Source organism: Maribellus comscasis (genome assembly GCF_009762775.1).
Classification (GTDB): domain Bacteria; phylum Bacteroidota; class Bacteroidia; order Bacteroidales; family Prolixibacteraceae; genus Draconibacterium; species Draconibacterium comscasis.
In genome coordinates, this window is record NZ_CP046401.1 from 1,904,827 (window position 1) to 1,930,823 (window position 25,997).

General features: G+C 37.6%; 22 protein-coding genes. 4 read left to right on the forward strand and 18 right to left on the reverse strand.

What is annotated here, in order from left to right:
• The first annotated feature begins 11 nt into the window (after positions 1 to 11).
• From GM418_RS07850 to frr, 3 genes are all read left to right on the forward strand, one after another.
• Positions 12 to 1,664: an AMP-binding protein gene (locus GM418_RS07850; RefSeq protein ID WP_158864840.1), complete on the forward strand. Its 1,653-nt coding sequence runs from the start codon at positions 12 to 14 to the stop codon at positions 1,662 to 1,664.
• A 501-nt stretch (positions 1,665 to 2,165) separates the two neighbouring features.
• Positions 2,166 to 2,876 (forward strand): UMP kinase, encoded by a 711-nt coding sequence (pyrH, locus tag GM418_RS07855; protein WP_158864842.1) that lies wholly within the window; start codon positions 2,166 to 2,168, stop codon positions 2,874 to 2,876.
• A gap of 105 nt (positions 2,877 to 2,981) precedes the next feature.
• Positions 2,982 to 3,545, forward strand: a complete 564-nt coding sequence (frr, locus tag GM418_RS07860) for a ribosome recycling factor (RefSeq protein ID WP_158864844.1) — start codon at positions 2,982 to 2,984, stop codon at positions 3,543 to 3,545.
• 163 nt (positions 3,546 to 3,708) lie between these two features.
• Here frr and GM418_RS07865 read toward each other — a convergent pair whose 3' ends face one another.
• The 5 genes from GM418_RS07865 to GM418_RS07885 are packed head-to-tail and all read right to left on the reverse strand — an operon-like array spanning position 3,709 to position 9,688.
• Positions 3,709 to 3,954: an LPXTG cell wall anchor domain-containing protein gene (locus tag GM418_RS07865; protein ID WP_158864846.1), complete on the reverse strand. Its 246-nt coding sequence runs from the start codon at positions 3,952 to 3,954 to the stop codon at positions 3,709 to 3,711.
• A 12-nt stretch (positions 3,955 to 3,966) separates the two neighbouring features.
• On the reverse strand, positions 3,967 to 5,913 hold the full coding sequence (locus GM418_RS07870) for a tetratricopeptide repeat protein (protein ID WP_158864848.1): 1,947 nt from the start codon (positions 5,911 to 5,913) through the stop codon (positions 3,967 to 3,969).
• Positions 5,906 to 6,820, reverse strand: coding sequence for a glycosyltransferase family 2 protein (locus GM418_RS07875; RefSeq protein WP_158864850.1), 915 nt, complete (start codon positions 6,818 to 6,820; stop codon positions 5,906 to 5,908). Before GM418_RS07875 ends, GM418_RS07870 begins: the two co-directional genes overlap by 8 nt.
• 10 nt (positions 6,821 to 6,830) lie before the next feature.
• Positions 6,831 to 8,171, reverse strand: coding sequence for a Gfo/Idh/MocA family protein (locus tag GM418_RS07880; protein WP_158864852.1), 1,341 nt, complete (start codon positions 8,169 to 8,171; stop codon positions 6,831 to 6,833).
• A 17-nt stretch (positions 8,172 to 8,188) separates the two neighbouring features.
• Complete coding sequence (locus tag GM418_RS07885) at positions 8,189 to 9,688, reverse strand: SUMF1/EgtB/PvdO family nonheme iron enzyme (RefSeq protein WP_217447737.1); 1,500 nt, start codon at positions 9,686 to 9,688, stop codon at positions 8,189 to 8,191.
• Between the two features lie 262 nt (positions 9,689 to 9,950).
• Between GM418_RS07885 and GM418_RS07890 the strand changes: the two genes are divergently transcribed.
• Positions 9,951 to 12,470 (forward strand): LamG domain-containing protein, encoded by a 2,520-nt coding sequence (locus GM418_RS07890; RefSeq protein WP_158864854.1) that lies wholly within the window; start codon positions 9,951 to 9,953, stop codon positions 12,468 to 12,470.
• A gap of 7 nt (positions 12,471 to 12,477) precedes the next feature.
• Here GM418_RS07890 and folK read toward each other — a convergent pair whose 3' ends face one another.
• The 13 genes from folK to GM418_RS07955 form a co-directional block, all read right to left on the reverse strand.
• Positions 12,478 to 12,846: a 2-amino-4-hydroxy-6-hydroxymethyldihydropteridine diphosphokinase gene (folK, locus tag GM418_RS07895; protein ID WP_158864856.1), complete on the reverse strand. Its 369-nt coding sequence runs from the start codon at positions 12,844 to 12,846 to the stop codon at positions 12,478 to 12,480.
• A complete protein-coding gene (locus GM418_RS07900) occupies positions 12,843 to 13,196 on the reverse strand; it encodes a dihydroneopterin aldolase (RefSeq protein WP_158864858.1) in 354 nt (117 codons plus the stop codon). Before GM418_RS07900 ends, folK begins: the two co-directional genes overlap by 4 nt.
• A 3-nt stretch (positions 13,197 to 13,199) precedes the next feature.
• Entirely contained in the window at positions 13,200 to 13,928 is a 729-nt protein-coding gene (locus GM418_RS07905; RefSeq protein WP_158864860.1) for an SDR family NAD(P)-dependent oxidoreductase, read from the reverse strand.
• Positions 13,929 to 14,047: 119 nt separating this feature from the next.
• Positions 14,048 to 14,659: a riboflavin synthase gene (locus GM418_RS07910; RefSeq protein WP_158864862.1), complete on the reverse strand. Its 612-nt coding sequence runs from the start codon at positions 14,657 to 14,659 to the stop codon at positions 14,048 to 14,050.
• A 114-nt stretch (positions 14,660 to 14,773) separates the two neighbouring features.
• Entirely contained in the window at positions 14,774 to 16,249 is a 1,476-nt protein-coding gene (gene cysS / locus GM418_RS07915) for a cysteine--tRNA ligase (protein WP_158864864.1), read from the reverse strand.
• A 78-nt stretch (positions 16,250 to 16,327) separates the two neighbouring features.
• Positions 16,328 to 17,005 (reverse strand): lipoprotein signal peptidase, encoded by a 678-nt coding sequence (locus tag GM418_RS07920; protein WP_158864866.1) that lies wholly within the window; start codon positions 17,003 to 17,005, stop codon positions 16,328 to 16,330.
• A gap of 85 nt (positions 17,006 to 17,090) precedes the next feature.
• On the reverse strand, positions 17,091 to 17,468 hold the full coding sequence (locus GM418_RS07925) for a TraR/DksA family transcriptional regulator (protein WP_158864868.1): 378 nt from the start codon (positions 17,466 to 17,468) through the stop codon (positions 17,091 to 17,093).
• A 91-nt stretch (positions 17,469 to 17,559) separates the two neighbouring features.
• Positions 17,560 to 21,420 carry an isoleucine--tRNA ligase gene (gene ileS / locus GM418_RS07930; protein ID WP_158864870.1) on the reverse strand — a complete coding sequence of 1,287 codons (3,861 nt, stop codon included), beginning with the start codon at positions 21,418 to 21,420 and terminating at the stop codon, positions 17,560 to 17,562.
• A 159-nt stretch (positions 21,421 to 21,579) separates the two neighbouring features.
• On the reverse strand, positions 21,580 to 22,251 hold the full coding sequence (locus GM418_RS07935) for a CPBP family glutamic-type intramembrane protease (RefSeq protein WP_158864872.1): 672 nt from the start codon (positions 22,249 to 22,251) through the stop codon (positions 21,580 to 21,582).
• An 801-nt stretch (positions 22,252 to 23,052) separates the two neighbouring features.
• Entirely contained in the window at positions 23,053 to 23,208 is a 156-nt protein-coding gene (locus tag GM418_RS07940) for a bacteriocin (protein WP_158864874.1), read from the reverse strand.
• A gap of 28 nt (positions 23,209 to 23,236) precedes the next feature.
• Complete coding sequence (locus GM418_RS07945; RefSeq protein ID WP_158864876.1) at positions 23,237 to 23,422, reverse strand: hypothetical protein; 186 nt, start codon at positions 23,420 to 23,422, stop codon at positions 23,237 to 23,239.
• Between the two features lie 58 nt (positions 23,423 to 23,480).
• The gene (locus GM418_RS07950; RefSeq protein ID WP_158864877.1) at positions 23,481 to 23,807 is read right to left on the reverse strand and encodes an HTH domain-containing protein; all 327 of its coding nucleotides are present in this window, start codon (positions 23,805 to 23,807) and stop codon (positions 23,481 to 23,483) included.
• A 25-nt stretch (positions 23,808 to 23,832) separates the two neighbouring features.
• Positions 23,833 to 25,995 carry a peptidase domain-containing ABC transporter gene (locus tag GM418_RS07955; protein WP_158864879.1) on the reverse strand — a complete coding sequence of 721 codons (2,163 nt, stop codon included), beginning with the start codon at positions 25,993 to 25,995 and terminating at the stop codon, positions 23,833 to 23,835.
• Positions 25,996 to 25,997 lie beyond the last annotated feature (2 nt).

A 25,997-nucleotide genomic window follows, 5' to 3' on the forward strand; every position in this document is an offset into this window, starting at 1 on the left:
CCAAGGAGCAAATGCAGCTAATCGATTACACCTTAGGCGAAATTCTGGAAAAATGGGCACTTGAAACTCCGGATAAAGAATTTATGATTTACCCTGACAGAAATTTAAGATTTACCTATCAGGAATTTAATGAACGTGTCGATAACCTGGCAAAAGGACTTTTATATATTGGAATAAAACCCGGAGACAAAGTTGGAATCTGGGCTAAAAATATACCCGACTGGACAACTTTTATGTATGCCACGGCAAAAATCGGAGCTGTTTTGGTAACCATTAATACAAGTTATAAATTAGCTGAACTGGAGTATTTATTGAATAATGCTGACATCAATACGCTATGTCTGGCCGACGGATACAGAGACAGCGATTTTGTAGAAATGATATTTAATCTTGTCCCGGAGCTGAAAGAACACGCCAGAGGAGAATTGGTTTCAAAAAAATTTCCCGAACTAAAAAACGTCATTTTTATCGGTCAGGAGAAACATCGCGGAATGTTTAACACCTCGGAATTAATATTGCTGGGAAATCATGTTGACGATATTGAACTTGAAAGTGCAAAAGAAACGGTTCAATGTCACGATGTTGCAAATATGCAATATACATCCGGCACTACAGGATTTCCAAAGGGAGTTATGCTTTCGCATCATAATATTTTAAATAACGGACTTGCAACCGGCCAATGTATGAACTATACAGCCGATGAAAAGCTATTGGTTTGTGTTCCTTTATTTCACTGTTTTGGTTGTGTTCTTGCTGTTTGTGCGGTTATAACTCATGGTGCAACAATGGTTTTTACAGAAGAGTTTGATCCCTTAATGGTACTGGCCTCGGTGCAAAAAGAAAAATGCACAGCTTTATACGGAGTGCCTACCATGTTTATCGCTGAATTACATCACCCGATGTTTGATATGTTCGACTTGTCATCATTGCGAACAGGAATTATGGCTGGTGCACTGTGTCCGATTGAAACAATGAACCAGGTAATGACAAAAATGTATATGAAAGATATCATTATTGTCTACGGATTAACAGAATCTTCTCCGGGAATGACAGCTACACGAACTCATAATTCACCTGAAGTAAGATCAACAACGGTTGGATATGAGTTTCCAAATGTTGAAGTAAAAATTGTTGATCCGGAAACAGGAGCTGAATGCCCGTTTGAAACACAGGGTGAAATTTGTTGTCGCGGTTACAATGTAATGAAAGGATATTATAATAATCCGGAGGCAACCAGAGATGTTATTGACAATGAAGGTTGGCTCCATTCCGGTGACTTGGCTGTAAAAACAAAAGACGGATTTTACAGAATAACAGGCCGAATCAAGGACATGATTATACGGGGTGGCGAAAATATTTATCCCCGGGAAATTGAAAACTACCTTTACCGAATGCCACAGATTGAGGCAGTGGAAGTCGCTGGTGTTCCCAGCCCAAAATATGGAGAACAAATTGGGGCGTTTATTAAAATAAAAAAGGATTCCTCATTAACAGAAGAGGAAGTGAGAGATTTTTGCAGAGGTCAGATAGCCCGTTATAAAACACCAAAATATATCTTTTTTGTCGATGAATTTCCAATGACTGCAAGTGGTAAAATTCAAAAATACAAATTAAGCGAACAAAGTATAGAAATGTGCCAAAGGACGGGAATTGAAATCATTTAACACATATAAAACGACACCAACGTTAACTCAGTGTTAAAAATGATAATTCTCTTATAAAAATCAAAAAAAAACAATAAAAAATCCCGCTTTTAAATTGAAAGTTTTCTGCATTCCTATATTTATTTCTTTTACAAAATTTGTTGTAAATATTTCTTATTTTCAATAAAAGCTTTGTCTTTGATTAAACCAGTATTTTGGTGCACTCTAACGATTTTAAATTCCTAATTTTTATCAGGTTTTAAATTTAAATTTCACCTCTATTTTGTATCAGTTATTTGAATAATGTAAGCCTTTCCCCTATAAAAGGCGAAACATAAGTTTTAAATTAACCGATTTTACCAATCTATGAAGGGTAAAAATATAGACAGCGCAGATTTTTAAGCCATTTGTCAGACACAAATGGCTTTTTTTATTTTTCTATAACACCTATCTTTAGAAAATCAGAAATGTTACGATAACTATAAACTTTTTTGTTTCCGGATAGAAAAAACTAAACTGTAAATGAAAAAATACAAAAGAATACTATTAAAGCTAAGCGGCGAGTCGCTAATGGGAGAACAAAATTATGGAATCGACAGTTCCCGTTTAAACGATTATGCAGAACAAATTGCGGAATTGTCAAAGTCCGGAATTGAAATTGGAATTGTTATTGGCGGAGGAAATATTTTCAGGGGACTAAGTGGAGCGGCCAAAGGTTTTGACAGAGTAAACGGAGATCAGATGGGAATGCTGGCCACAACAATTAATAGCCTGGCCCTTAATTCCGCATTAAAGAATCAGGGTATAAAATCAAAAATGCTTACCGCTATAAGAATGGAACCTGTTGGGGAATACTACTCAAAAGGGAAAGCTGTGGAAGCCCTTGCAAATGGAGAAGTAGTTATTATTTCCGGGGGAACCGGCAACCCTTATTTTACCACAGATACAGCAAGTGCTCTGCGAGGAATTGAAATAGAAGCCGATATTATGCTAAAAGGTACGCGTGTTGATGGAATTTATTCTGCAGACCCGGAAAAATTTCCCGATGCGACAAAATATGAAAAAATAAGTTTCGATGAAATTTATAAAAAGAATCTAAAAATTATGGATTTAACCGCAACCACTTTATGTAAGGAAAACAATTTGCCGGTTATGGTATTTAATATGGATAAGAAGGGAAATTTAGCAAAGGTGCTTAACGGAGAAAACATTGGAACTATTGTTTATAATTGACATTTTTTCAACCTTTTTAGAATAAATTAAGTAAAAAATTTTCACGTATTTATATTTTTTCTATATTTGCTAACAGTCCATGGTTGGAAACTCAGGCTTAATTCAATGCACGAAGAAGTAGAATTAGTTTTAGACGATTGTAAAGAAAGAATGGGGGCTGCAATAGAGCACCTTGAGAAAGAGTTACTACACATTAGGGCTGGCAAAGCGTCTCCAGCTATGCTGGATGGAGTACTGGTAGAATATTACGGAAGTATGGCTCCGCTTAATCAGGTTTCGAACATAAGTACTCCTGATGCAAGAACGGTAGCCATTCAACCTTGGGAAAAAGGTTTGATTCCTGTTATAGAAAAAGCTATATTAGCGGCAAATTTGGGTTTTAATCCAGATAATAACGGTGAAATCATTCGGATTAATATTCCTGCGCTCACTGAAGAAAGGAGAAAATCGCTTGTAAAACAAGTGCATCAGGAAGGAGAAAATGCAAAAGTGAGCATAAGGACAGCAAGAAAAGACGCCAATGACATGTTGAAGAAGTTGTTAAAGGACGGACTGTCTGAAGATATGGAAAAAGATGCGGAAACAGACGTTCAAAAATTAACTGACAACTTTGGAAAAGAAGTAGATGACTTAGTTAATACTAAGGAAAAAGATATTATGACTATTTGATTGTTTCTAGTTTTCTGTTTTCTGAACATTGTTTAATTGTTTTCATGGCTTTGAGGCAGCTTGTAGAAGCTGCCTTTTTTTTGTCTTGTCTGACCACCTTACCAAAACAAAAACCTGCCAAAACTGACAGGTTCTTCACTCACTTTCAATAATTAAAAACCGGTTACTTTTTCTTTTTACGAAGAAGTAAAAACGCAACAACCGCAATTACAACCACAGCTACAATTACGATTACTATTGTATTTGAACCAGAAGTTTGCTCTGCACCAGCCAATACGTCCTGCTGCATATATGAGCTGTCCTGAGAACTAAGATTGTCAATATAAGTACCATCGTCCTGAGCCAAAAGATTTGGCATCTTTAACAATACAAGAATTACAAATGCTGATAAGTTTTTTAACAATTTCATACTTTCATTTTTTTAGTTTATATCTAATTTATCTTTAACCTCTTGCAATAATAACTTTGCTGGCTTATACCGCCTGTTAATCTGAATTAGCTCTTCCAATTTTGCGTATGAAGCACGAAAATTATTTTCATTATATAATTTCTGCGCTTCCAAAAGATAAAATGGTTCGTATAAGGGATAAATTTCACGACCTTTTTGAACATATTTATTAAAATTTTCCAAATCGTCTTTCAAAAGGTATATTTTAGCAAGTTGCACCATTAACCATACATTTTGCGGATCTTCATCCAACGAATAAATTAATTCATGTTCTGCATCAAAGTAATTTCCATTTTCAAGTTCAACAATTCCCTGATAATCACCTTTACTTTTTCTTATTAACAAAACAGCAATCGGATTTCCTTTGTGATAAAATGTTTTTAAGGCTGTTGTGGATTGCCATTTGTCGTTTTTTAACAAATACGGGTGAATATAATTTACACCGAAAATACCGTAATCCCAGTCGTAAGAACTTCTCTCCAGATACTTCACATATCGATATGTTACATTTGGCAAATCATCAAAATAATTTGAAAGATTACAATTTGAAGCAACGATGATCTTATTCTCACCAGTCATTTCTTTCAGCAAACCAGCCGGTTCTTTTAATCCGTGAAAGTAGTAATCATACTCATAATTACTCCATGCACTTTTATTACCACCCGAAAAAGAATTAAAATAAATGTAGTCAACGGGGAACGTTTTTGCCTGATGACTAAAAGGCATTAACATCAGCAAAAAAAATAATATTGTTCCGGCGTACCTGTAAGCAGGTTTTATGCTGAGCTTAAAAAACCGGTGGATTCCGAGAGATGAAATAATTGCCAAAGGAGGCAAAACAAAAAATAACTGCCGAACACCACTGTATAAATTTGATTTGATAAGCAACACATAAACGATGGGGAAAAGAAAACTAAAAATCAAAAACGATTCATATAAAAACCCTTGAACATTCTGCCGCAAACCCGATTTAAATAGTAAGAACAGGTAGGTAAAAAAACCAAGAAATACAAACTCAGGTGTAGAAATCAGAAGCCATTTGGGCCAGTAATACCAGGGTAACTGAGTACTCCAAATAACATCGCCTTCAAAAATCTGACGGATACTAACTTTGTAGTGTTCCATTACACCCAGACTTTCTAGCGGATTCTTTAAAACATTTTGTAAGGCATAGGGCCAGAACAATAATCCAGCAAAGTAGCCAATTATAATGATTACAATTAACTGGCCCGTTAGCCTGACAAAACAAGGTCTAGTTGAAACTATATGTTTAAGTTCAAAAGGCTTCAAAACAAAATACAGTACACCAAAAAGTCCGAGGTAGCCAAACAAAATTAATCCGCCAATCCGGACAGAGCAGGTAAAAGCAATAGCTGCTCCTAGTAAAATTGCCGTTTCCCATTTAGGTTTTGGTAATTCCATCAAATATCTAACAATCATATATACACCTGCAATATAACCTGTCGCAAAGGGTATATCTTTTAAGTTTCCAAATGCTTGTCCAAACAGCCGGGGCATAAAAACCAACACCAAAACGGTCACACTTGAAATCCAGTAAGAATTTGTTAACTGATGTGAAACCAAACCGGAAAAAAAACACAACAACAAGAAAAAAAAAGCCCCCGTATAATGCCGTACCAGAAACTCATTCTCAAAATGAAATACTCTATTTACCAGTGCAGTATAGTTATCTACTGACTGGCCATAGTATTTCAGATTTGTAATCGGAGTATCCAGACACGATTTATCTTTACCTCCAGTAAAATACCAGTCGACAACTTTTTTTGCATGCGGGTAATGCAACTGTTCATCAACATTTACCGCTGCCCCCGGAGTCAATATGCCTAAAACCACCGCAACTATAAGCAAAATGGCAAAAAAAACATTCTTCGACTGGACTATATTTAACTCCTTATTCATAAAACTCTTTTACAAAATATATGGGTCGGTTTTGCACTTCTTTAAAAATCCGAAATATATACTCGCCAATGATTCCCAAAAAAGTCAACTGAACTGATCCAAAAAAACTAATTGCCAAAAATGTTGAAGACCATCCTGTTGGAGCAAACCCAAGAAATTTTGAAGCCACTGTGTAAATTATTGCGCCCAGAAATACAACGATTCCAACTAATCCGAGATACAAACAAACTTTAATTGGCCATTTTGAGAAAGAATAAATAGCATCGGCTGCCAGTGCAAAAAGCTTTTTTCTGCTCATTTTGGCTTTGCCTCCCAACCTGTCCGGACGCTCAAACAAAATAATGTCTTGTTTAAACCCGATAAAACTTCTGATACCTGGTAAATATCTGTTTCGTTCGGCAAATTTCAGAATTGCCTGATGGGCGTTCCTTTTCATTATGCAAAAATTCCCGGCATTGGAAATTTGCTTTTCTTCTGTAATGCTGCTAAATATCTTATGAAAAATATTGATATATAACTTTTTGGAAAAACGCTCATTTCGGCTTTCGCGCACCGCAGTAACAATATCAACATTTGTTTCTATTATCTTATTATATAAATCCGGAATCATCTCAGGAGGATCCTGAAAATCGCCATCCATCATAATAACATATTCGCCGTTTGCGTGTTCCAGTCCAGCCGTAAGAGCTGCCTGTAAACCAAAATTTCTTGAAAGGGAAACAACTTTTAATTGTTTGTTATTCTTTTTGAATTCCAACAATTTTAAAAGAGTAGAATCGGTACTTCCGTCGTCGACACATACCACCTCAAACGAGTCGCTCAAAGACTTCAAATTTAAAAATACCTCTTCCAGTAAACGGTTTACTAACACGTTTTCATTATAAAGCGGTATGACAACAGAAATCATTTCTCCATATTTAAGCTTTATGTTGGATGCCCGGAACGGGAACCGGGAATTCCATATCCACCGGGCCCATCACATATTCTTCAGGGCCTAATCTTTCTGTGGAATTCATCATTTCCTCCCATTCTACTTTTCTCCCGGTATACGCAGCAGTCCTTCCCATTATCGCTGTCAGTGTTGAAATTGCAGTTCTTTCAGCTTCAACAACCGGTGTATTTGTACGAATGGCAGTTACCAAATGTATATGTTCCTGTATGTAAGGAGAAATTTTCACAACCTCAGTAGAATTACCATCTTTGTTTTTGGGATATTCGTATTGCCATTTAACAGAACCATCCAGGTTGTAGACAGTGTTTACACAGTTTGTATAACCTTCTGTTCCCATAATCAGTTCCCCCAGCGAGTTAGCACATCCATCAACCTGACGTGACATACTATGTGAAAAAACACCATTCCCAAAATCGAAGTCAATACTAAAAAAGTCGTATTGGTCTCCGGTTAACCGATGAGCTCTGCCGCCAAACCCGATAGCTTCTTCCGGATGTTTTCCAAGAAACCAGTTTACAACATCGATGTTATGCACATGCGTATCCAGAATATGGTCTCCACACAACCAGCAGAAATTATTCCAGTTTCTGAGCATGTACTCCATATCGCTCCAACCTTCCTCCCTTGTTCGGAACCATACATGCGATTGCAACCACATCGCTTTTGCAGAAAGAGGCTCTCCTATCGCCCCTGAAGCGACTTGTTTGTATGTTTCAACATAATCCCGCTGGTGACGACGCTGGGTTCCTGTAATCACAGTCAAGCCCATATTCTCTGCCTTTCTGGATGTAGCAATTATTTGCCGGGCTCCAACCGGATCAACACAAACTGGTTTTTCAAGAAATACATTCTTTTTCGCCTGTACACAAGCGTCAAAATGTTCGGGCCTGAAATGTGGCGGCGTAGCCAGTATTACAACATCCACGTCAACCTCCAGGAGTTTCTTATATGCGTCAAATCCCCAAAAACAATTGTTTTCAGGCACTTCTACTTTTTGTTTCTGAAGTTTGCTCCGGCAATCCCATACCTTATCTTCAAATACATCGGCCAGGGCAACTAACTCCAAATTATCTCCGGCGGCCAAAAAATTTAACGCTGCTCCGGTTCCCCGGTTTCCACAACCGACTAAACCTGCCCGTAAAGTTTTACCATCAGGAGCTTTATCCAGCAGAGGGGGAAATTCATAATCAACTGTACTTTTTCTACTGCTGCAGGAATTCAAAGCGCTAAGTCCTGCCAAACCAGCTGCTCCAATTAAAGCCGATTTTTCAAGAAAATTCCTGCGGGATAGTTGATTCTTTTCCATAATTCTTTTTAGTGTTTTTATTGAAAATCATTCGGGTCGTATTCACATACAACACGGAAACCTACATTCTTACTGTCTGAATACCACCAAATACTTTTGGGTATTTGCGGGTCGGTCACCAACCACTCTTTGGTTTTTGTAAAATCACGACGTGCCACACGTACATCCTTTGCTGAATTATTATAAGAACCGCCCCGAACAACATGTTCCTGTCCACTTCTTGGACCACGCGGATTTTTGACTATCCCCTGAGGATATTTCCCATAAACCTGAGGATCATAGTAATCCAGACAAAATTCAGCAACATTGCCCAGCATATTCTTTAAACCAAACGGATTTGCTTTTACTTTATCCGGTTGTTGCGTTTTATACGGACTATTCTCCTGGTATATAACATACGAATTAATCACGGTAGTATCAACACCAAATATTTTCTTAAAAAATCCATCGGATTCGTAATCTTTAGGTGCTCCTTCAAAGAAATAGGCTCCATGAGTTCCTCCCCTGGCAGCAAATTCCCATTCAGCTTCTGTGGGCAGACGGTATTCTTTACCTGTTACACTGCTCAACCACCTGCAATAGGTTTCCGCTGCGTGAAAACTCATGGTAATCGCCGGGCGACTTCCTTTTCCCCACCCTTGATCGGGTGCGCCCCAAGGAGGTGTCGCGCCGGTAATTCCATCTACATCTTGATTTGTTTCCAACTCTGCTTCTTTTCTTCCCTGGGAACTGGTTGCATTAAAAAATGCCAGATATTCGTCCCAGGTAACCTCCACTTCAGCCATCCAAAAACTGTCAACTTCTACTTCACGAACAGGTCCTTCAGTTGGTTGACGGTAAGCTTCATTTGCCGGGCTTCCCATATTAAATTGTCCGCCCGGAACGGCAACCATTTTGAAAGAAACCGAAGTTTCAGGAATTTTTTCTACAAAGTCAGAGAACTCATTTATTTTAGTTGAATGTTGGTAAATTTCTTTATTCTTTGCGATTCTGTCTTCTACGATTGTTAAACTGGTTTCTCCTCTGTAATGCCCGACTCCCGGGTGGCACTTTAAACAGGAAGTTGATTCCGGGTCCCGCAGATATTTTAAATGCGATTCGCTTCCCAATGCGTTTAATGTCGACGGAAATAAATTTGTATGGCACTTTTTACATCCGTCTTCGTAAACAAATCTTCTTGCAGCTTCCAGCGTTCTTTTATCCTCCCAGTTAATTTCATCCACATCCTTTGTCATATAAACATACAAATCGTGAATTCCATGATATGCTTTGCGTGTCAGAAACCGAACCGTCTGATCCTCTGGTGGCAAATGGCAATCAACACAATTTATCGACACTCCACTGGGTGTGTTGTGATGTATTGAAAGTTTCCAACTTGCATCTGCATGCGGATGAACATGACAAGATGCGCACGATTCGTTCGTTGATGTATAATGAACTACTTTTTTTGATGCAGTTAGCAACAATATAAAAGTTAATCCTCCCGCGATAAAAATCAAATAATACTTTCGCCTCACCTGGTTTTTAATTCATTTCAAAGTTTAATGGCGCCAATATAGTTTTAGGCTATTAGCTATTTATTAATACCCCTTGTACCTGATATTTAATTCATTCTTAATTTAAAATTAATTGAAGCAATGAAATTATTGATTTAAAACAACTTATACTTTTAATTCATTTTTTGTAAAAATTTTTCATTCTTGAAAAAAAATATATATTTGAACTGAAAATAATAAAAAATTAAGTGGTAAACAATACACCTATTAGCTTCATAATCGAATGTTTTCTATATTTAAGGTCATAGCATTTATCATTATAATCCAACTCCTTCTTTTTCCAAAAACAGGAAAGACGAATGATTTTATCGATTATTCTTTTTTGGTTGTGGAGGCCAGTGAGAAAAATATCAGCAGCAATTCTTTCTGGTCTTTTTTAAAAAACAACGCGTATTCGGGCATTGAAGTAGAAGTTATTGAAAAAAACGAAAACATTGTTCTAAAGGAGAACAACCAGGATTTTAATTTTCTGCTGGAAAAAATCAACGCGCTTTTAAACGAACAAAGTGAGGCGATAGTTCCTGTATTTTTGAACTTTAATGATAATATCAATAAACTCGATTCAGTATTAAAAAATTCGCTGATTACCGAGAAAATATTTTATCTGCCTTTGGGAGAAACATGGCCAGCCTATGAGTACCTGGTTCAGGCAAACCGCAGAATAATCTTTTTTGTTACAGGAAATTATGTTGGCGAAAGCAGGATTCTGCATAAACTGGACAACTATGTGATAAAAATTTCAGGAAACGACATCGTTGGGGCAAATCTGGTTAGTAATCTAAATACAGGCTTAAATCAGGAACTGTTTATGATAGATAACCTTGATAAACTACCAGTAAGGTCTGCACCAAATACTTTAAGTAACAATGTTGTTCCTGACTATGTTAATTATCTGCTTGAGGTTTGGACAAGCCACGGAAAAAGACCCAATTTTCTTTTTATTGGCGAAAGATACAGGGACTATAATTTCACAGTCTCTCAACTGGGATCTTTTTCGTGGGTTGACGGTACAGTAAAATATGCGGGCAAAATTTTAGAAAAAGTATACTGGAGAAATCCTGAAGTTACTGTAACAAATGGCAGGTTTAGTTTTCCGATACGCGGAGGAGAAGAAATAATGCTTTCTCCGTTTGCTCCGGGATTTAACATGACTCCCGAACAAATAGTTGTGACAGGTGAAATGGAGGTTCCGGAGAGTTACTCCATAATAGCAACACCTGCGCTTTTATCAGAAGGGCTTTCCGGGGTATTTAATTTTGAGAGCGATTTATTGAATACAATTGATCCATCAAAAACTTATGTTGGAGAAAACTATTCATTTACTCAGGATATTGAACGGGGAAATGTGTTAAAGCTACCGGAGAATTCAGACATTAATCTGGGAAATCTGGGAAATTACGGACTGCGAAACGGGAGTTTTACGGTTAGTTGTTTTGTAAAATTTACAGACATCCTGGAGTTTGGCGATAATGCAATAATAGGGAACAACGAAAGTGGATACAGAAAAGGATTTCATTTAATTTTGCGCTCCGGGCATCCTTATTTTGGCCTTTATGCAAACGACTATGTTTCGGAGGAAGTGCTGCAACCAAACATTTGGTATCATTTGGTTTGGAGATACATTATTGAAACAGGTGAACAATCTATTTTTCTCAACGGAAAAAATATCGGCAGTTCGGATGGTCATCCGCCATTTTCCGGTACCGGAAACATTCATATAGGAAGCGCATTATCAAGCGGTGCCAGTTTACGGGGGTATATCGATGATCTGTATTTTTGGGACCGCCCTTTGGGAATTGAAGAAATTAATCGCCTTGCTTTAAATGAAAATGTGGTTATACCCCGGGAAACTGAAGCCACTAGTCCTGCTGAAAGCATCAATGTAAAACTGATTATTGGAATTTTATCATTTCTGCTCCTCCTGGCAATCGCCTTTATCTTTATTAAAAGAAAAAAGTTGGAAATATCTTCGGCAACAGTGCAGCTTCCAGCATCCAATTCGGCAAATCAGCTCAGACTATTTGGAAAATTCTTTGCCATTGATAAAGATGCGAATGAAATATCCGACCTGTTTACACCCAAAGTACGCGAGTTATTTCTCTTTATCCTGATTCATTCTGTAAAAAACGGAATAGGAGCTAAAATAAATGATATCAACGAAAATCTGTGGCCTGGCATTTCCTCAAAAAAAGTAGCGAACAACAGAGCTGTTACTCTAAACAAACTGCGAAGAATTTTAAACAGGATTGATGGAATAGAAATCGCTACACAAAATGGTTTTATACAGATAACTACAAGCCCTGAGTTTTTTTGTGATTTTAACCAAGCATTTCAGTTATGTCAAAAAACCGGTGAAATGACAAAATCGGAGTTGGAATCTTTCTATCAATTGGTAAAACGGGGAAGATTTTTAAAAGAGATGGACTGGCCCTGGCTGGATGAGATAAGAGGGCTCACCGGAAATCAGGTCATCGACAATTTGCTGAAACTTGCAAATATTTATTTTAAAGAGAATAAATTAGATAAAATCGAGGCTATTTCACGTAGAATTCTGGAATACGACGACATGAGTGAAGAGGCGGTTTACATGCAAGTTCTGGTACTACAAAAAACCAATAACACCCATTTGGCGAAATTTAATTTTAAATCATTCCTGACAAAATACAAGGAAAATCTGGGAGAAGAATACCCCTTCGATTTTGAACAGTTTAACAATCATTATTCAGGACTGCTGCAGTTTTAGATAAATTCTACAATACATTTTTAACACTATCTCTCAAAAAATCGCGGGTATAATAGTCCTGATCCACAATTTCACCGTTCCAAACCACAAGATCCAAATCGATACAACGAGGTCCAAATTTTGATTGGCTACGATCCCTACCCATTTCGTTCTCAATGGATTTTAGCAATTTGATTAAATTTTCACGATTTAACCCGGTTTCAATCTTTACAGCGCCGTTTGTAAAATCGGGTTGATTTTCAATTCCTATCGGTTTGGTTTTTAGTAAAGGTGAAACTTTAATTACATTTACTCTCTGTTTCAGGTTGGTCAGCATATTTTTGATATTCGTTTCAGCATCAATATTGGAACCGATACCAACAATTGCATAATTCATCTTTTTGCCTCCATTTCAATAGAAACTGACTCTGCAAACCGAAGTGCATGTGGCTTATCTACTTCCACCCTCGCCCATTTAACTTTGGGGTCCTCCATGATTAAATCCAGAATACTTTGTGTAAGTACCTCCAGCAATTTGAAACGCCCTTCCTGAACGTGTGAAATTACTCTTTTTGTAATGGTTTTATAATCGAAAATATTATCAGGTTCGTCTTTTTCCATCGCACCTTCCGGAATTTCAGCATCGATTTCCATATTTATCATTACATCCTGTTTGTTAACCAATTCGTCAGGATTAAATCCAATATAGGTTCTTATGAGCAGATTTTTTATTCTGATTTTTGCCATCTTTTAAGCTTTTTGTCCAAGGTTTTCTCCGCCATCAGCAAAAAGGAGCTGACCTGTTAAATGTTCATTTTGAATGATATAGTCTAAACTTTGCAAAACAGGCAACATACCACCCGGCTTTTTCATCGGGATTTTGCCGGCCATTTTCTGCAGGTATTTTTCATCTTTATCTTCGGGAGCTAAAGTTACACCGGGCGCAATTGCATTCACCCTGATTTCCGGAGCAAACTCCAATGCAGCCATTTTTGTCAGCTCCCACAATGTTTTTTTTGAAAGTGAATAGGCTGAAAAATTTGATTTATTGCTTGTAATCCTGGTATCTACAAAATTGATAATGTTTCCCTCTCTGCACACCCTTGCAAAATCCCGAGTTAAAAAAAAAGGAGCTTTCAGATTTACACTCATTTGCGTATCAAAAAGCTTAACGTCAGTTTCTTCTATATCCCCGGGGTCAAACACCGATGCATTATTGATTAACAAATGAAACCTGCCATATTCTGTAACCACTTTGGATATTAACCCTTCCACTTCTTCTATTTCAAAAAGATTGGCTTTAACGATTTCAAAAAATTGTTTTGGAAATTTTTGTTTTAACGAATCAGCCAATTCCTGTGCAGCTTTTTCAGATCTGTTGTAATGAATAACAACATTCCAACCGTTTGAAGCCAGGTGTTCGGTTAAGGCTTTTCCCACCCGTTTAGATGCCCCGGTAATTAATGCTGTTTTTTCCATTGTAAAAAGTTAACGATTTCAGTTTAAAAAATAAACAGAATTTGTTTATTTATGTTCAAAAAACAATAAACAAAAAACCCGGTAAAAACCGGGTTTCAAAATATATAAATAGATTCATTTTATTGAACAAAAGAATTTAATTTGCTCAGATATTTTCCAATAATATCAAATTCAAGATTCACAACTGTGCCTTCGGTAAAAGTATGAAAGTTGGTTACTTCCTGCGTAAAAGGAATGATGGCCACCTGAAACGAATTATTTTTTGAATTTACCACTGTTAAACTAACTCCGTTTACGGTCACCGACCCTTTTTCAACGGTCATATACCCCTGCTTTGCCTTTTCAATATCAAAGGCATATTCAAATGTATAATACCAGCTTCCATCTGCTTCTTCTACTTTTGTACAGCTTGCTGTTTGATCCACATGCCCCTGAACAATGTGCCCGTCGAGCCGGCCATTCATCATCATACTCCGTTCCAGATTTACCTTTGAACCTTCTTCCAGCAAACCTAAATTTGATTTTAAAAGTGTTTCTTTTATGGCGGTAACTTTATATGTTTTCGCATCCTTATTTACTTCAACTACTGTTAAACAAACACCGTTATGCGAAAGGCTTTGATCTACTTTCAATTCACCGGCAAAAGAACAAGTCAGCGTAAAATGTACATTTTCCTGCTCTTTTTCGATTTTTACTACTGTTCCAAATTCTTCTACAATTCCTGAAAACATGATCATTTATTTTTAGGTTTCCTGAATCCTCCTGTAAGGGAATCAGAAATATTATTTTTAAAACTAAAACCGCCAAAAATGCCTTTTCTCCCTTGTAGTAAGTTCAAAAGGCTTTTATTTTAACAACCACTCAAATCCATCTTTGGTGTCTTTAATTTCCACCCCCAGTTCGTTCAACTCATTTCTGATTTTATCCGCCGTTCCCCAATCTTTGTTCGCTTTCGCTTCCTGTCGCAATTTCAGCAACAAGTCAATGACCCCTTCCAAAACTTCATTGTCCTGGCTTTTTTCACTATTTTCTTCCTTCAATCCCAGAATATCAAACACCGTCGTTTTATAAAAATCCGTTAGCTCTTTTAAATCTTCGCCCGAAATTGTTTCGTTTCCGGCCTTTAATGAATTAATCATTTTAACGCCTTCAAAAAGATGTGCAATGGCAATCGGGCTGTTCATATCATCGTTTAAAGCAGCAAGACAGCTTTCTTTTAACTCAGAAACATTAACAGTTGACTGTTTCGAAGCAGTAAGTTTATCCAGTGTTTGTAAGGCAGTCATCAAACGCTCCAGGCCTTTTTCCGATGCCTGCAAAGCTTCATTTGAAAAATCAATCGTACTGCGGTAGTGCGCCTGTAAAATAAAAAACCTGATGGTCATCGGAGAATAAGCCTGTTTCAGCACCTCATGATTTCCGGTAAATAATTCATCGAGCGTAATAAAATTTCCGAGCGACCGGGCCATTTTCTGACCGTTTATTGTAATCATGTTATTGTGCATCCAGTAACGAACGGCTTCTTTCCCCTGACTGGCTGTTGACTGTGCAATTTCGCACTCGTGATGAGGGAATCTCAAATCCATCCCTCCGCCATGAATATCAAATTGTTCACCCAAATATTTTGTACTCATCGCCGAACATTCCAGATGCCAGCCCGGAAAACCATCGCTCCATTTGGATGGCCAGCGCATAATGTGTTCCGGTGTCGCCTTTTTCCACAGAGCAAAATCAAAGGAATTTTTCTTTTCACTTTGCCCGTCAAGCACACGGGTGTTTGTTTTTATATCTTCAAGGTTTCTTCCTGATAGTTTTCCGTAGTTGTATTCTTTGTTATACTTTTCAACATCAAAATAAATCGAACCGTTCGACTCATAGGCATAACCGTTTTCCAGAATCGATTCGATCATTTCCTGTTGCTCAATAATATGCCCTGAAGCTCGTGGCTCAATACTTGGTCTGATAACATTTAAATCATCCATATTCCGATGGAAAGTATTCATGTACATCTGAACCACTTCCATGGGTTCCAGCTTTTCCAGCCGGGCTTTTTTTGAAATTTTGTCTTCACCCGTTTCCTCTTCCTCATCCTCCAGGTGTCCAACATCTGTAATGTTCCTGACATAACGCACCTTGTATCCCAAATGTGTAAGGTACCTGAAGAGCAAATCGAATGTGATGTAAGCGCGGGCATGCCCCAAATGCGAATTGCTGTAAACGGTTGGACCACAAACATACAATCCGGCTTTCCCCGGAACGAGGGGTTCAAATACTTCTTTTTTTCGTGAAATTGTGTTGTAAATGACAAACTGATTTTCCATAATCATAAAAATGAAGCAGCGCTTACAAAGGTAAAATAAATTGAAGGATTCAGTGGATTTTAGCCGCTCGAAAAACGTTTAGTTTTCTACTTTAGCCTCCTCTTCTTTTGTTGTATTTTCTTCTTCGGAAACCGGTTTTTCATCCAGTTTGTTAAAATATTTGCGGTAAAAAATTAGTATCGAAAAAATTCCAACCGTTATCGCTGAATCAGCAATATTAAAAACCGGTCTGAAAAACAGATAGTCATTCCCACCAACAAAAGGTAACCAGCCGGGGTAGGTACCGCTAAACAGTGGAAAATAAAACATATCCACCACCCTGCCATGCAAAAAGCCGGCATATCCGCCACCATCAGGGAACAGAGTTGCGACCTGCCCGTAACTGTGATTAAATATCATTCCGTAAAACAAACTATCGATAATGTTGCCAACAGCTCCCGCCAGAATAAGAGAAATACTTGCAATAAATCCAAAAGGAATTTCTTTCTGCTTGTATAATTTTGACAAATACCAGCCAATGGCAACGACCGCCAAAATCCGGAAAACGCTTAGAAACATTTTCCCGTATTCACCGGCAAATTCAAAACCAAAAGCCATTCCGTTATTTTCGACAAAATGAAGAATAAACCAATCTTTAAAAACCACAATTTCATCGCCAAGAGACATGCTTGTTTTTATCCAAATTTTCAAAATCTGATCAACAATCAGAATTAAAAATATTATTGCCAATGATTTACTGCGTCGTGAAAAATTCATCTTAATCAAATAAAAAAGCTCCCGGATTTTTCAAATCATTGAATATTCCGAAGAGCAAAACTTAAATATTATTGTAATTTATAAATTACTTCTGGCTGTTTTTTGCATCAATACTTAATGTAGCATGTGGCACGGCACGCAACCTCTCTTTGGAAATCAACTTTCCTGTTTCCCGACAAATACCGTATGTTTTATTTTCAATGCGAACCAAAGCAGCCTGCAAATGCTGAATAAATTTTAGCTGACGTTGAGCCAGTTTCCCGGCTTCTTCTTTTGACAATGTAGCAGCTCCTTCTTCCAATACTTTGAAGGTTGGCGAAGTGTCCTGCGTATCATTCCCGTCGCCAAGAGTAATGGAATTTCTGTACATCTCATAATCTTCCTGAGCTTTTTTAAGCTTTTTCTGAATGAGCTCTCTGAATTCCTTTAACTCTTCATCTGAATATCTGTTTTTTTCTCCCATGATAAAAGGGTTTATTAATTTCTTCCCGATTTTTTATTGTGCCCTAATTTAGTAATTTTTTAATACCTAATTTAGGCCAAACAACATATCGTTAGTTCAATCTTTCTACAAGAATTTGCGTTACAACATCCTTGTCAATTTCAACTTCTTTGGCATCAGTATTCTCCAAATTTTCAACCAATTTAAGATCGTTTGCCAAAGTTTGTGTGCAAATATAATCTTTATGACTTAAAACGGCATCATTTATTTTTTCGTGCTTTTCAATCACAAGATTTATTCTGTCAGTTACTTCAAAATTGCTTTCTTTTCGTAAATTCTGAATTTTATTAATGAACTCACGGGCAATTCCTTCCAGTTTCAGTTCTTCTGTCACATTGATATCCAGCGCAATGGTCATCTGACCTTCGGTTGCCAGTGTCCATCCCTGAATATCTTCTGTTTGTATTTCAACGTCTTCTTTTGTGAGTACAATTTTCTCTTCACCCACTGAGATTTCTATACCTCCATTGCTTTCCAGCTCCGAAATATCGGTTTGATTAAATTGATTTACCGCTCCTGCAATCTGTTTCATCAGTTTCCCGTACTTTGGCCCAAGCGTTTTAAAATTGGGTTTTATCTTCTTTTTTATGATACCCGTTGTATCCTCCAGATATTCTACGTCTTTTACGTTAACTTCGGTTAAAATGATATCTTTTACCGCGTTAAACTGGTCGCGAAAATGCGGATTTAACACCGGAACCATAATTTTTGCAAGCGGCTGGCGCACTTTCAGCTTTTCTTTCCGGCGTAATGCCAAAATCATGGAGGAAGCGCGTTGGGCAATTCCCATTTTTTCTTCCAGGTCTTTGTCGATTACTTTCTCGTCGAAGGCAGGGAAATCGACTAAATGAACACTTTGATCTGCTTCCCGACCGGTTATTTTATTTAAGTCGGCATAAAGCAAATCGGCGTAAAACGGTGAAATCGGCGACATCAGTTTTGCCACATTTACCAAACAGGTATACAGGGTTTGATAAGCAGAGATTTTGTCCTCTGAATATTCACCTCCCCAGAATCGTTTCCGGCTCAACCGCACAAACCAGTTACTCAGGTTTTCAGTTACAAATTCTGAAATGGCCCTTCCAGCCCGGGTGGGTTCATAACTTTCGTAGCTTTCCCCTACTTCTTTTATCAATGAATTGAGCAGCGACAATATCCAGCGATCCAATTCCGGGCGTTTCTCCAACGGGATTTCATTTTCTGCATAGCTAAAATCATCCACATTGGCGTATAAAGCAAAAAAGTTATAGGTGTTATAAAGTGTTCCAAAAAACTTCCGTTTTACTTCTTCCACACCGGCGACATCAAATTTCAGATTATCCCAGGGCTGTGCATTGGTAATCATGTACCAGCGCAAGGGGTCGGAACCGTATTTTTCGATTGTAGCAAACGGATCAACCGCATTCCCTAAACGCTTCGACATTTTATTGCCGTTTTTATCCAGCACCAATCCGTTGGATATAATGTTTTTAAAAGCTACCGATTCATCCGTCATGGTAGCAATGGCGTGTAATGTAAAAAACCATCCGCGTGTTTGGTCAACACCTTCAGCAATAAAATCGGCAGGGAAAAGGCCAGAGCCAGCCCCTCCCCAACCCTCCCCGAGGGGGAGGGAGTTAAGGACAGTGGTAATTTCATGAAGGACACTGTCAATATTGTTAATTACTTCTTCGTTGGTAAACCGGATTACTGTGAATCCTAATTCTTTCAATATTTCTGTGCGTTGTTCATCTGAAACCTGAACTTCTGGCAATGAGTGATAACCAACATCAACTTCAACGATCAATCTTTTTTCCAAACAAACAAAATCTGCAATAAACTGATCAATAATATGTTGTCGTCTAAACTTGTATTCCAGTTGTTTCCCCTTCAAATTATTCCAAAGAAAAACTTCCGCATCTGTTGGATTCTCTTTTTGTTTTTTTGCCAACTCCTTTAACAAACCGTAACTCGAATCTCTCGCAGTTTGCCACTTTGGAACACTTCCTCCCCCCCGGGGGGAGGTCAGGTGGGGGCTTTCAAACGGATAATGATGTTGGGCATAGGGCATTGATCCGGAATCAAACCATACATCAATCAGGTCAGGTTCTCGGAACATTTTTTGTCCACCCGGAGAAACCAGCACTACTTTATCTACATACGGTTTGTGTAAGTCTATTTTATCGTAATTCTCCTTCGTATTATCTCCCGGTTCAAACCCTTCGTACGGATTTTTAGTCATAAACCCGGCATCGATAGCTTTTTCTATTTCTGCCGTCAATTCTTCGGTAGAGCCGATGCAAATCTCTTCGGAGCCGTCTTCTGTTCTCCAGATAGGCAGAGGTGTCCCCCAGAAGCGGGAGCGGCTCAGGTTCCAATCCACCAGATTTTCCAGCCAGTTTCCAAAGCGGCCGGTACCCGTACTTTGGGGCTTCCAATTGATGGTGTTGTTTAACTCCACCATTTTATCTTTAACAGCCGTTGTTTTTATAAACCAGGAATCCAGCGGATAATACAACACCGGTTTATCGGTACGCCAGCAATGCGGGTAGCTGTGCACATGCTTTTCAATTTTAAACGCTTTGTTCTCCTGTTTTAACATGACCGAAATATCGATGTCAACAGTCGGAGCATCTTCATCCAGTTTATCGTCGTATTCGTTTTTTACCGACCGGCCTGCAAAGTCATGGTATTTTTCAACATTCACAAAGTCTGCAACAAAATCCGGATCGAGGTTGGCTGTTGGATAGAATCTTCCCTTCCGGTCAACCAGTGCCTGGTTTTTTCCGTCGGCATCCACTACAATCAGCGGAGATATGCCATGTTGTTTTGCCACACGGTCATCATCGGCACCAAAAGTCGGAGCGATGTGTACAATCCCGGTACCGTCTTCAATGGTCACAAAATCGCCGGTGATTACCTCAAAAGCTTTTCCTTTTGGTTTTACCCACTCAATCAGTTGTTCGTACGCTACGCCGGCAAGTTCTTCACCGGAATATTCTGCCAGTAATTTGTAGGGAATATTTTTATCACCCGGTTTGTATTCATCAAAGGACAGGCCTTCGTTCTTTTTGTTAAAATACAAAGGGCATAAATCTTTTGCCAGGATAACCGTTACCGGCAACCCGGTATATGGATTAAACGATTTTACTTTTACATATTTTATAGCCGGCCCCACACAAAGCGCGGTGTTCGACGGCAGGGTCCACGGAGTAGTTGTCCAGGCAAGAAAATACAAGTCGGTATCTACTCCCTCATATAAAAACTCTGATTTCCCGTTGCGAATGGCTTTAAACTGCGCCACAGCCGTGGTATCTTTAACATCGCGGTAACACCCCGGCTGGTTAAGCTCGTGCGAACTCAAACCGGTTCCTGCCGCAGGCGAGTAGGGTTGTATGGTATAGCCCTTGTACAGCAAGCCTTTTTTATAAATATTTTTTAGCAACCACCAAACGGTTTCAATATAGCGGTTATCAAAAGTAACATAGGGGTCATCCATGTTTACCCAGTAGCCCATTATGCGGGTCAACTCTTCCCACTCACGGGTATATTTCATCACCTCTTTGCGGCAGGCGTTGTTGTACTCTTCAACCGAAATCTTTTTGCCGATATCTTCCTTGGTAATGTTCAGCGATTTTTCCACACTCAGCTCCACCGGCAAACCATGGGTATCCCATCCTGCTTTGCGGTGCACCCGAAATCCTTTCATGGTTTTGTAACGGCAGAAAATATCTTTAATGGCCCGTGCCATCACATGGTGAATACCCGGCATTCCGTTGGCCGAGGGCGGGCCTTCATAAAATACAAATGTAGGGCGCCCTTCACGTGTAGAAATACTTTTATGAAAAGTATCATCGGTTTCCCAACGTTGTAAAACTTCCTTGTTTATTTGAGATAAATCTAACTGCTTATATTCCTGAAACTTATTACGCATATAAATCGGCTTTCTATACTGATTTTTAAAAAATATGCAAATATAGGAATTTTTTCAGGGTGGTGGTTTTCTATTCCTGTTTATGTTGTTTTAACTTCAATATAAACCGATTGGTAAAAAATGTTGGCCCGGTATGCTGTGTACATTCCGCTCTGTTTTTTACAACAGTTTTAACAAAACCGGAATGGAATTAAAAAGGGCATGAATGAGTATGGAATAAATAATTCCCCGTTTGAATTTTACGCGAAGAAATCCCAGGTACAAACCCAGCAAAATCTGGTAAAAAACAATAATGGGGCTAACCAAATACTGGCCTATTGAAAGACGCTCAAAATTAGTCACATGCAAAAATCCAAAAGATAGCGAAATCAAATAGAAGACAAAAGGGAAATACCTTTTCATCTGGTTATTTACTTTTTGTTCTTGACGATTAATAAAATTCGGGATTTGAGGTAAGCCAATTATTATTAAAGATAAGGCAATTGTTAATGGAATCCCGAACAATGATTTTGTTAGCGCATAAAACAAAAGCGACAACGTAACAAAAATATTCCTGAAGAAATTCCGCAAGGGCATCCTGAAAAAAAGTTCTTCAAGGATTGGAGCAATAACAATTATGTCAACGGCATCAGCCAAAGAACGATTCGGAGATTCGGGAATTAAATCAAGAATAGACAATGGAATAAAAAGTATCGTACACACAAATATTAACAAAAAATATATGGGAATACTTTTAATCAGAAGTAAAAGCGATTGCCCCAAAGATAAAACCACCGGAGGCGCGATTTCGGGCTTTTTTAAAAAACGGAGGAATTGGCTTAGTAAATTCATAACGTATAATATATTCAGACTGTGCAAAAACTAATAGAGTATTCAAATAGGTACACATGAAAAAATGGAAGAAATGAAATCTCAAAAGGTTAAATATAGTTTTTACACAGACTCGTATATACAGGTGCTATGGATTAAATATGGATTTTTAAAGGATCTTTATAAAAAAATCAGTGTTGAGCTTAACCTCAAATGCATAAAAAGACATTTGTTAATTTACTTTTTTCATGTAGCAATATTCGAATAATCCCCTAAAAATATATTACTAAGCTTACAAAATCTATATATAGGCTCTAATAGAATCAAAGAAACCTTGGATTGCCTTATCGTAGTTGGAAATCATATACCAAATTAGCCAGATAAAAAAAATAATTATAGAAAAAAGCACAATTTTTTTGTCCTTTGGGAGATTGGATATATTCTGTAGTTTCATTTGAATAAACTATTGTTGATAAATATTGCTTTAAATAGGAGTTCAGATATATTCTAACTTTTTTCAAAAATGGGAAAAAATTATAAGTTTCCAAAATAAAAAATAAAATTTAAACTACTGATATTTAAATAAATCAGCAGGTTTAGCGACTATTGTTTACAATTCCCTATTTTAAGCTATATTTTACTTATAGGTGTTAATAAAAGCACACATAAAAATGATTGGGCATGTATTAGAATAATATTTGTATTCACTTTTGATTGACTATTAGTTTCTATTCTCTCATGCTTATTATTCTAATTAAACTTCAGAAATATAGCAATTGACATCAATTGCTATATTTCTATTTATTCACATACATATTAATCTTACTTACAATTCTTTATAAGAAGGTAAATATTAGATAATCCTCCTGTCATTTCAGAAATTGCATAATGAACACACCATTTTGCAACAGCATATGCAAAATCTCCTGTCTCTCCTCCGTTAATACTTTTAAGTTCTGAAAAAGATATTTCTTTCATATTAATATTATTTTTGAAATTATTTATTTTATAAATACGCTTTAATTGCATCTTTAGCTCCTTCAATAGCTCTGTCTCTGTTGTCATACATATAAATAGCGATAGCAATTGCTGGACCTAAGAGTATCAACGGATTGCCGCCATCAACTTCTTTCAGTCCAGCTGTACTCATTGTCGCAACTCCGGGCATTTTCAAATCTACTGTTTTTTCCATGATAGTTAATTTTGTGTTTGTAAATAATTAATTTTGAGCATTTCGCGAAAACTCACTTCTAAATTAGGTTTGTTCCGTGCACAAAAAAAGCACACAGCAACTTTTTATTTAGAAAACCACCGTCTATAGTTCGGATAGTTTCTTTTGAAATCACTTTCAGTGAAACAGATATTTCCAATTCATGTGCATTACAATAATAAAACGTCCTTCTATTCTTTGAATAAGAAATTTTAACACCAATGTCATTAATATATTCAATATCGGAATAAAGTTGTCTTCTACTGATGCCAAGCCAATTTGAAAATTCATCTGGAGTACCTGTACTCTCAGCCTTTATAAGCTGGTTCATTCTCTTTAATCTTTCCAATTGTTCTAATGCTTTCATATTTGCGGGGTTTAATCTTAAAAAATCAATTTTGCAACAATCCAAGAGGTATTTGCTTTTGCCACATATCATAGTATTTCCCATTTTGGGAATAGAGCTCATCATGAGTTCCACGCTCAATCAAATGTCCTTTTTCAAGAAGAACAATACTGTCAGCCAGAAAAACTGTACTCAACCTGTGGGCAATAACAACTACCGTTTTACCTTCTTCCTTTAGCTTTCTTATAGTTTGTTGCACGTATTGTTCGGCTTTCGAATCGAGAGATGAAGTCGCCTCATCGAATAGCAGTATATTTGAGTTACGATATAAAGCACGGGCAATAGCCAGTCGTTGTTTCTGCCCACCCGACAGGGTTGCCCCGTGCTCGCCGACAAAAGTATTAAACCCGTTGGGCAGTTTTTCAATAAAATCAGTCATACCCAGTTGTATACAAATCTCTAAAATCCGTGGCATATCGGGTTTAAACTCACCTACAGCAATATTTTCTGTTATGGTACCTGCAAAAAGATCAAGATTTTGGGGCACAATCCCCACGCGTTGTCTGAGGCTTTCGTTACTAAAGTATTTTATGTTTGTATCACCAATAAATATTGCACCGCTGTTTACCGGGTATAGTTTCTGTAGCAAAGAAGCGATAGTTGTTTTTCCAGAACCACTCTCGCCGATTATAGCTGTAATCTTTCCTTCCTCTATAGTCAGATTAAATTTTTCAAAAACATCAGTTCTGGTCCCATAACTGAATGAAACGTCCTTGAAACAAATATCTCCACACAGAACTTTACTTGCATCGACCAAGTCTTCCTCTACTTCCTGTTCCAAATCCATAATTTCAAAAAGACGATCGGCTGCAATAGAAGCATTCTGGTATGTTTTGTTCATCCCTATCAGTGAAGAAACGGGGCCTGTAAAATAACCAATAAGAGCGTAAAACGACATCAATTCTCCAGGGGTAATTTCCTGACTCAAAACAAACAAACTTCCTACCCATAACAAAACAATAGTAAAAATACGACTGGTAAATAACGATGAATTTCCTGAAAATATTGAATTTAAACCCGATTTATATGTTGAATATAACAAGTTAATAAAACGAGTTTCGGTTTTTATATTTGCATAGTCTTCAGAATTTAGCTGCTTAATGGTTTTTACGGAACTTAGAGATTCTACCAATTGTGATTCCAATTCAGCCGCCTGTTCCATAATTTTTCGTTCGCGCTTTTTATTGACAAAATTTGTAATAAAATATACACCAAGATAAAAAGGAATAACAAGTACCATAATTAAAGCCAGTTTCCAACTATAAATAAACATAAGGATAAAGGCAAAGACCACGATAAAAATATTTACAATAAAACTTATCATGGTGTCATTAATAAAAATCCTGATTTTTACCGCGTCGTTAATCCTCGAAACAATTTCGCCGGTACGCATAGTATCAAAAAAACGCTGAGGTAATTTAAACAGGTGTTTATAGTACCCTAGAATCAACTTTGCATCAATTAATTGACCAGTCTTTAAAACAAACATTGTTTGCATTGTCCCGATAAAAACCTGAAAAAACAGGAGAACAATCATTGCAACGCTCAAGAGATTTAACAAGTTTCTATTCCCATTAACTAATACGTAATCAGTTATTTTCTGAATATATATCGAAGTTGATAGCCCCAGCACTGTAAAAATGGCCGCACCCAACAATGCTTGATAAAGCGTTTTCCGATGAGGATACAATAAATACCCAAAACGTCTGAAATTGGATATCTTTTCATTACGGGCAACAAACTCTCCGGATGGAGATAGAAGAATGAGCACCCCAGTCCACTCTTTAAAAAACACACCCAACTCTTTTTTCGTCAATGTTCCTGTTCCAGGATCCATAACTTCAACAAAATTCGCTGTTGCTTTATAGACAACAACATAGTGTTGCAGCTTTTCCTGAACAATTACATGTGCAATGGCTGGAAGAGGTATCTCAGAAAGAGCCTCTGGAGATGCTTTAACACCTTTAGCAGTCATACCCATTTTCTCAGCAGCCGTGATAAGTCCCCAAGCGTTTGTTCCCTTTTTGTCGGTGCCAGCCCACTGCCTTATTTTTGAAACCGGTAATTTTAACTTGTAGTAAGCAGCTACCGATGCAAGGCATGCCGCACCGCAGTCCGTTATGTCCCGTTGTTTGATTTTGGTGGTCATTG

Coding starts and splice junctions, on each gene's coding strand:
- GM418_RS07875 (WP_158864850.1), bottom strand. CDS start 6,820: ATGATTTCTGTTGTCATACCGCTTTATAATGAAAACGTGTTAGTAAAC.
- GM418_RS07945 (WP_158864876.1), bottom strand. CDS start 23,422: ATGGAAAAAACAGTAGATTTGAAAATGCCCGGAGTTGCGACAATGAGT.
- GM418_RS07940 (WP_158864874.1), bottom strand. CDS start 23,208: ATGAAAGAAATATCTTTTTCAGAACTTAAAAGTATTAACGGAGGAGAG.
- pyrH (WP_158864842.1), top strand. CDS start 2,166: ATGAAAAAATACAAAAGAATACTATTAAAGCTAAGCGGCGAGTCGCTA.
- GM418_RS07880 (WP_158864852.1), bottom strand. CDS start 8,171: ATGGAAAAGAATCAACTATCCCGCAGGAATTTTCTTGAAAAATCGGCT.
- folK (WP_158864856.1), bottom strand. CDS start 12,846: ATGAATTATGCAATTGTTGGTATCGGTTCCAATATTGATGCTGAAACG.
- ileS (WP_158864870.1), bottom strand. CDS start 21,420: ATGCGTAATAAGTTTCAGGAATATAAGCAGTTAGATTTATCTCAAATA.
- cysS (WP_158864864.1), bottom strand. CDS start 16,249: ATGGAAAATCAGTTTGTCATTTACAACACAATTTCACGAAAAAAAGAA.
- GM418_RS07905 (WP_158864860.1), bottom strand. CDS start 13,928: ATGGAAAAAACAGCATTAATTACCGGGGCATCTAAACGGGTGGGAAAA.
- GM418_RS07950 (WP_158864877.1), bottom strand. CDS start 23,807: ATGAAAGCATTAGAACAATTGGAAAGATTAAAGAGAATGAACCAGCTT.
- GM418_RS07850 (WP_158864840.1), top strand. CDS start 12: ATGCAGCTAATCGATTACACCTTAGGCGAAATTCTGGAAAAATGGGCA.
- GM418_RS07925 (WP_158864868.1), bottom strand. CDS start 17,468: ATGGGAGAAAAAAACAGATATTCAGATGAAGAGTTAAAGGAATTCAGA.
- GM418_RS07935 (WP_158864872.1), bottom strand. CDS start 22,251: ATGAATTTACTAAGCCAATTCCTCCGTTTTTTAAAAAAGCCCGAAATC.
- GM418_RS07865 (WP_158864846.1), bottom strand. CDS start 3,954: ATGAAATTGTTAAAAAACTTATCAGCATTTGTAATTCTTGTATTGTTA.
- frr (WP_158864844.1), top strand. CDS start 2,982: ATGCACGAAGAAGTAGAATTAGTTTTAGACGATTGTAAAGAAAGAATG.
- GM418_RS07890 (WP_158864854.1), top strand. CDS start 9,951: ATGTTTTCTATATTTAAGGTCATAGCATTTATCATTATAATCCAACTC.
- GM418_RS07910 (WP_158864862.1), bottom strand. CDS start 14,659: ATGTTTTCAGGAATTGTAGAAGAATTTGGAACAGTAGTAAAAATCGAA.
- GM418_RS07900 (WP_158864858.1), bottom strand. CDS start 13,196: ATGGCAAAAATCAGAATAAAAAATCTGCTCATAAGAACCTATATTGGA.
- GM418_RS07920 (WP_158864866.1), bottom strand. CDS start 17,005: ATGAATTTTTCACGACGCAGTAAATCATTGGCAATAATATTTTTAATT.
- GM418_RS07955 (WP_158864879.1), bottom strand. CDS start 25,995: ATGACCACCAAAATCAAACAACGGGACATAACGGACTGCGGTGCGGCA.
- GM418_RS07870 (WP_158864848.1), bottom strand. CDS start 5,913: ATGAATAAGGAGTTAAATATAGTCCAGTCGAAGAATGTTTTTTTTGCC.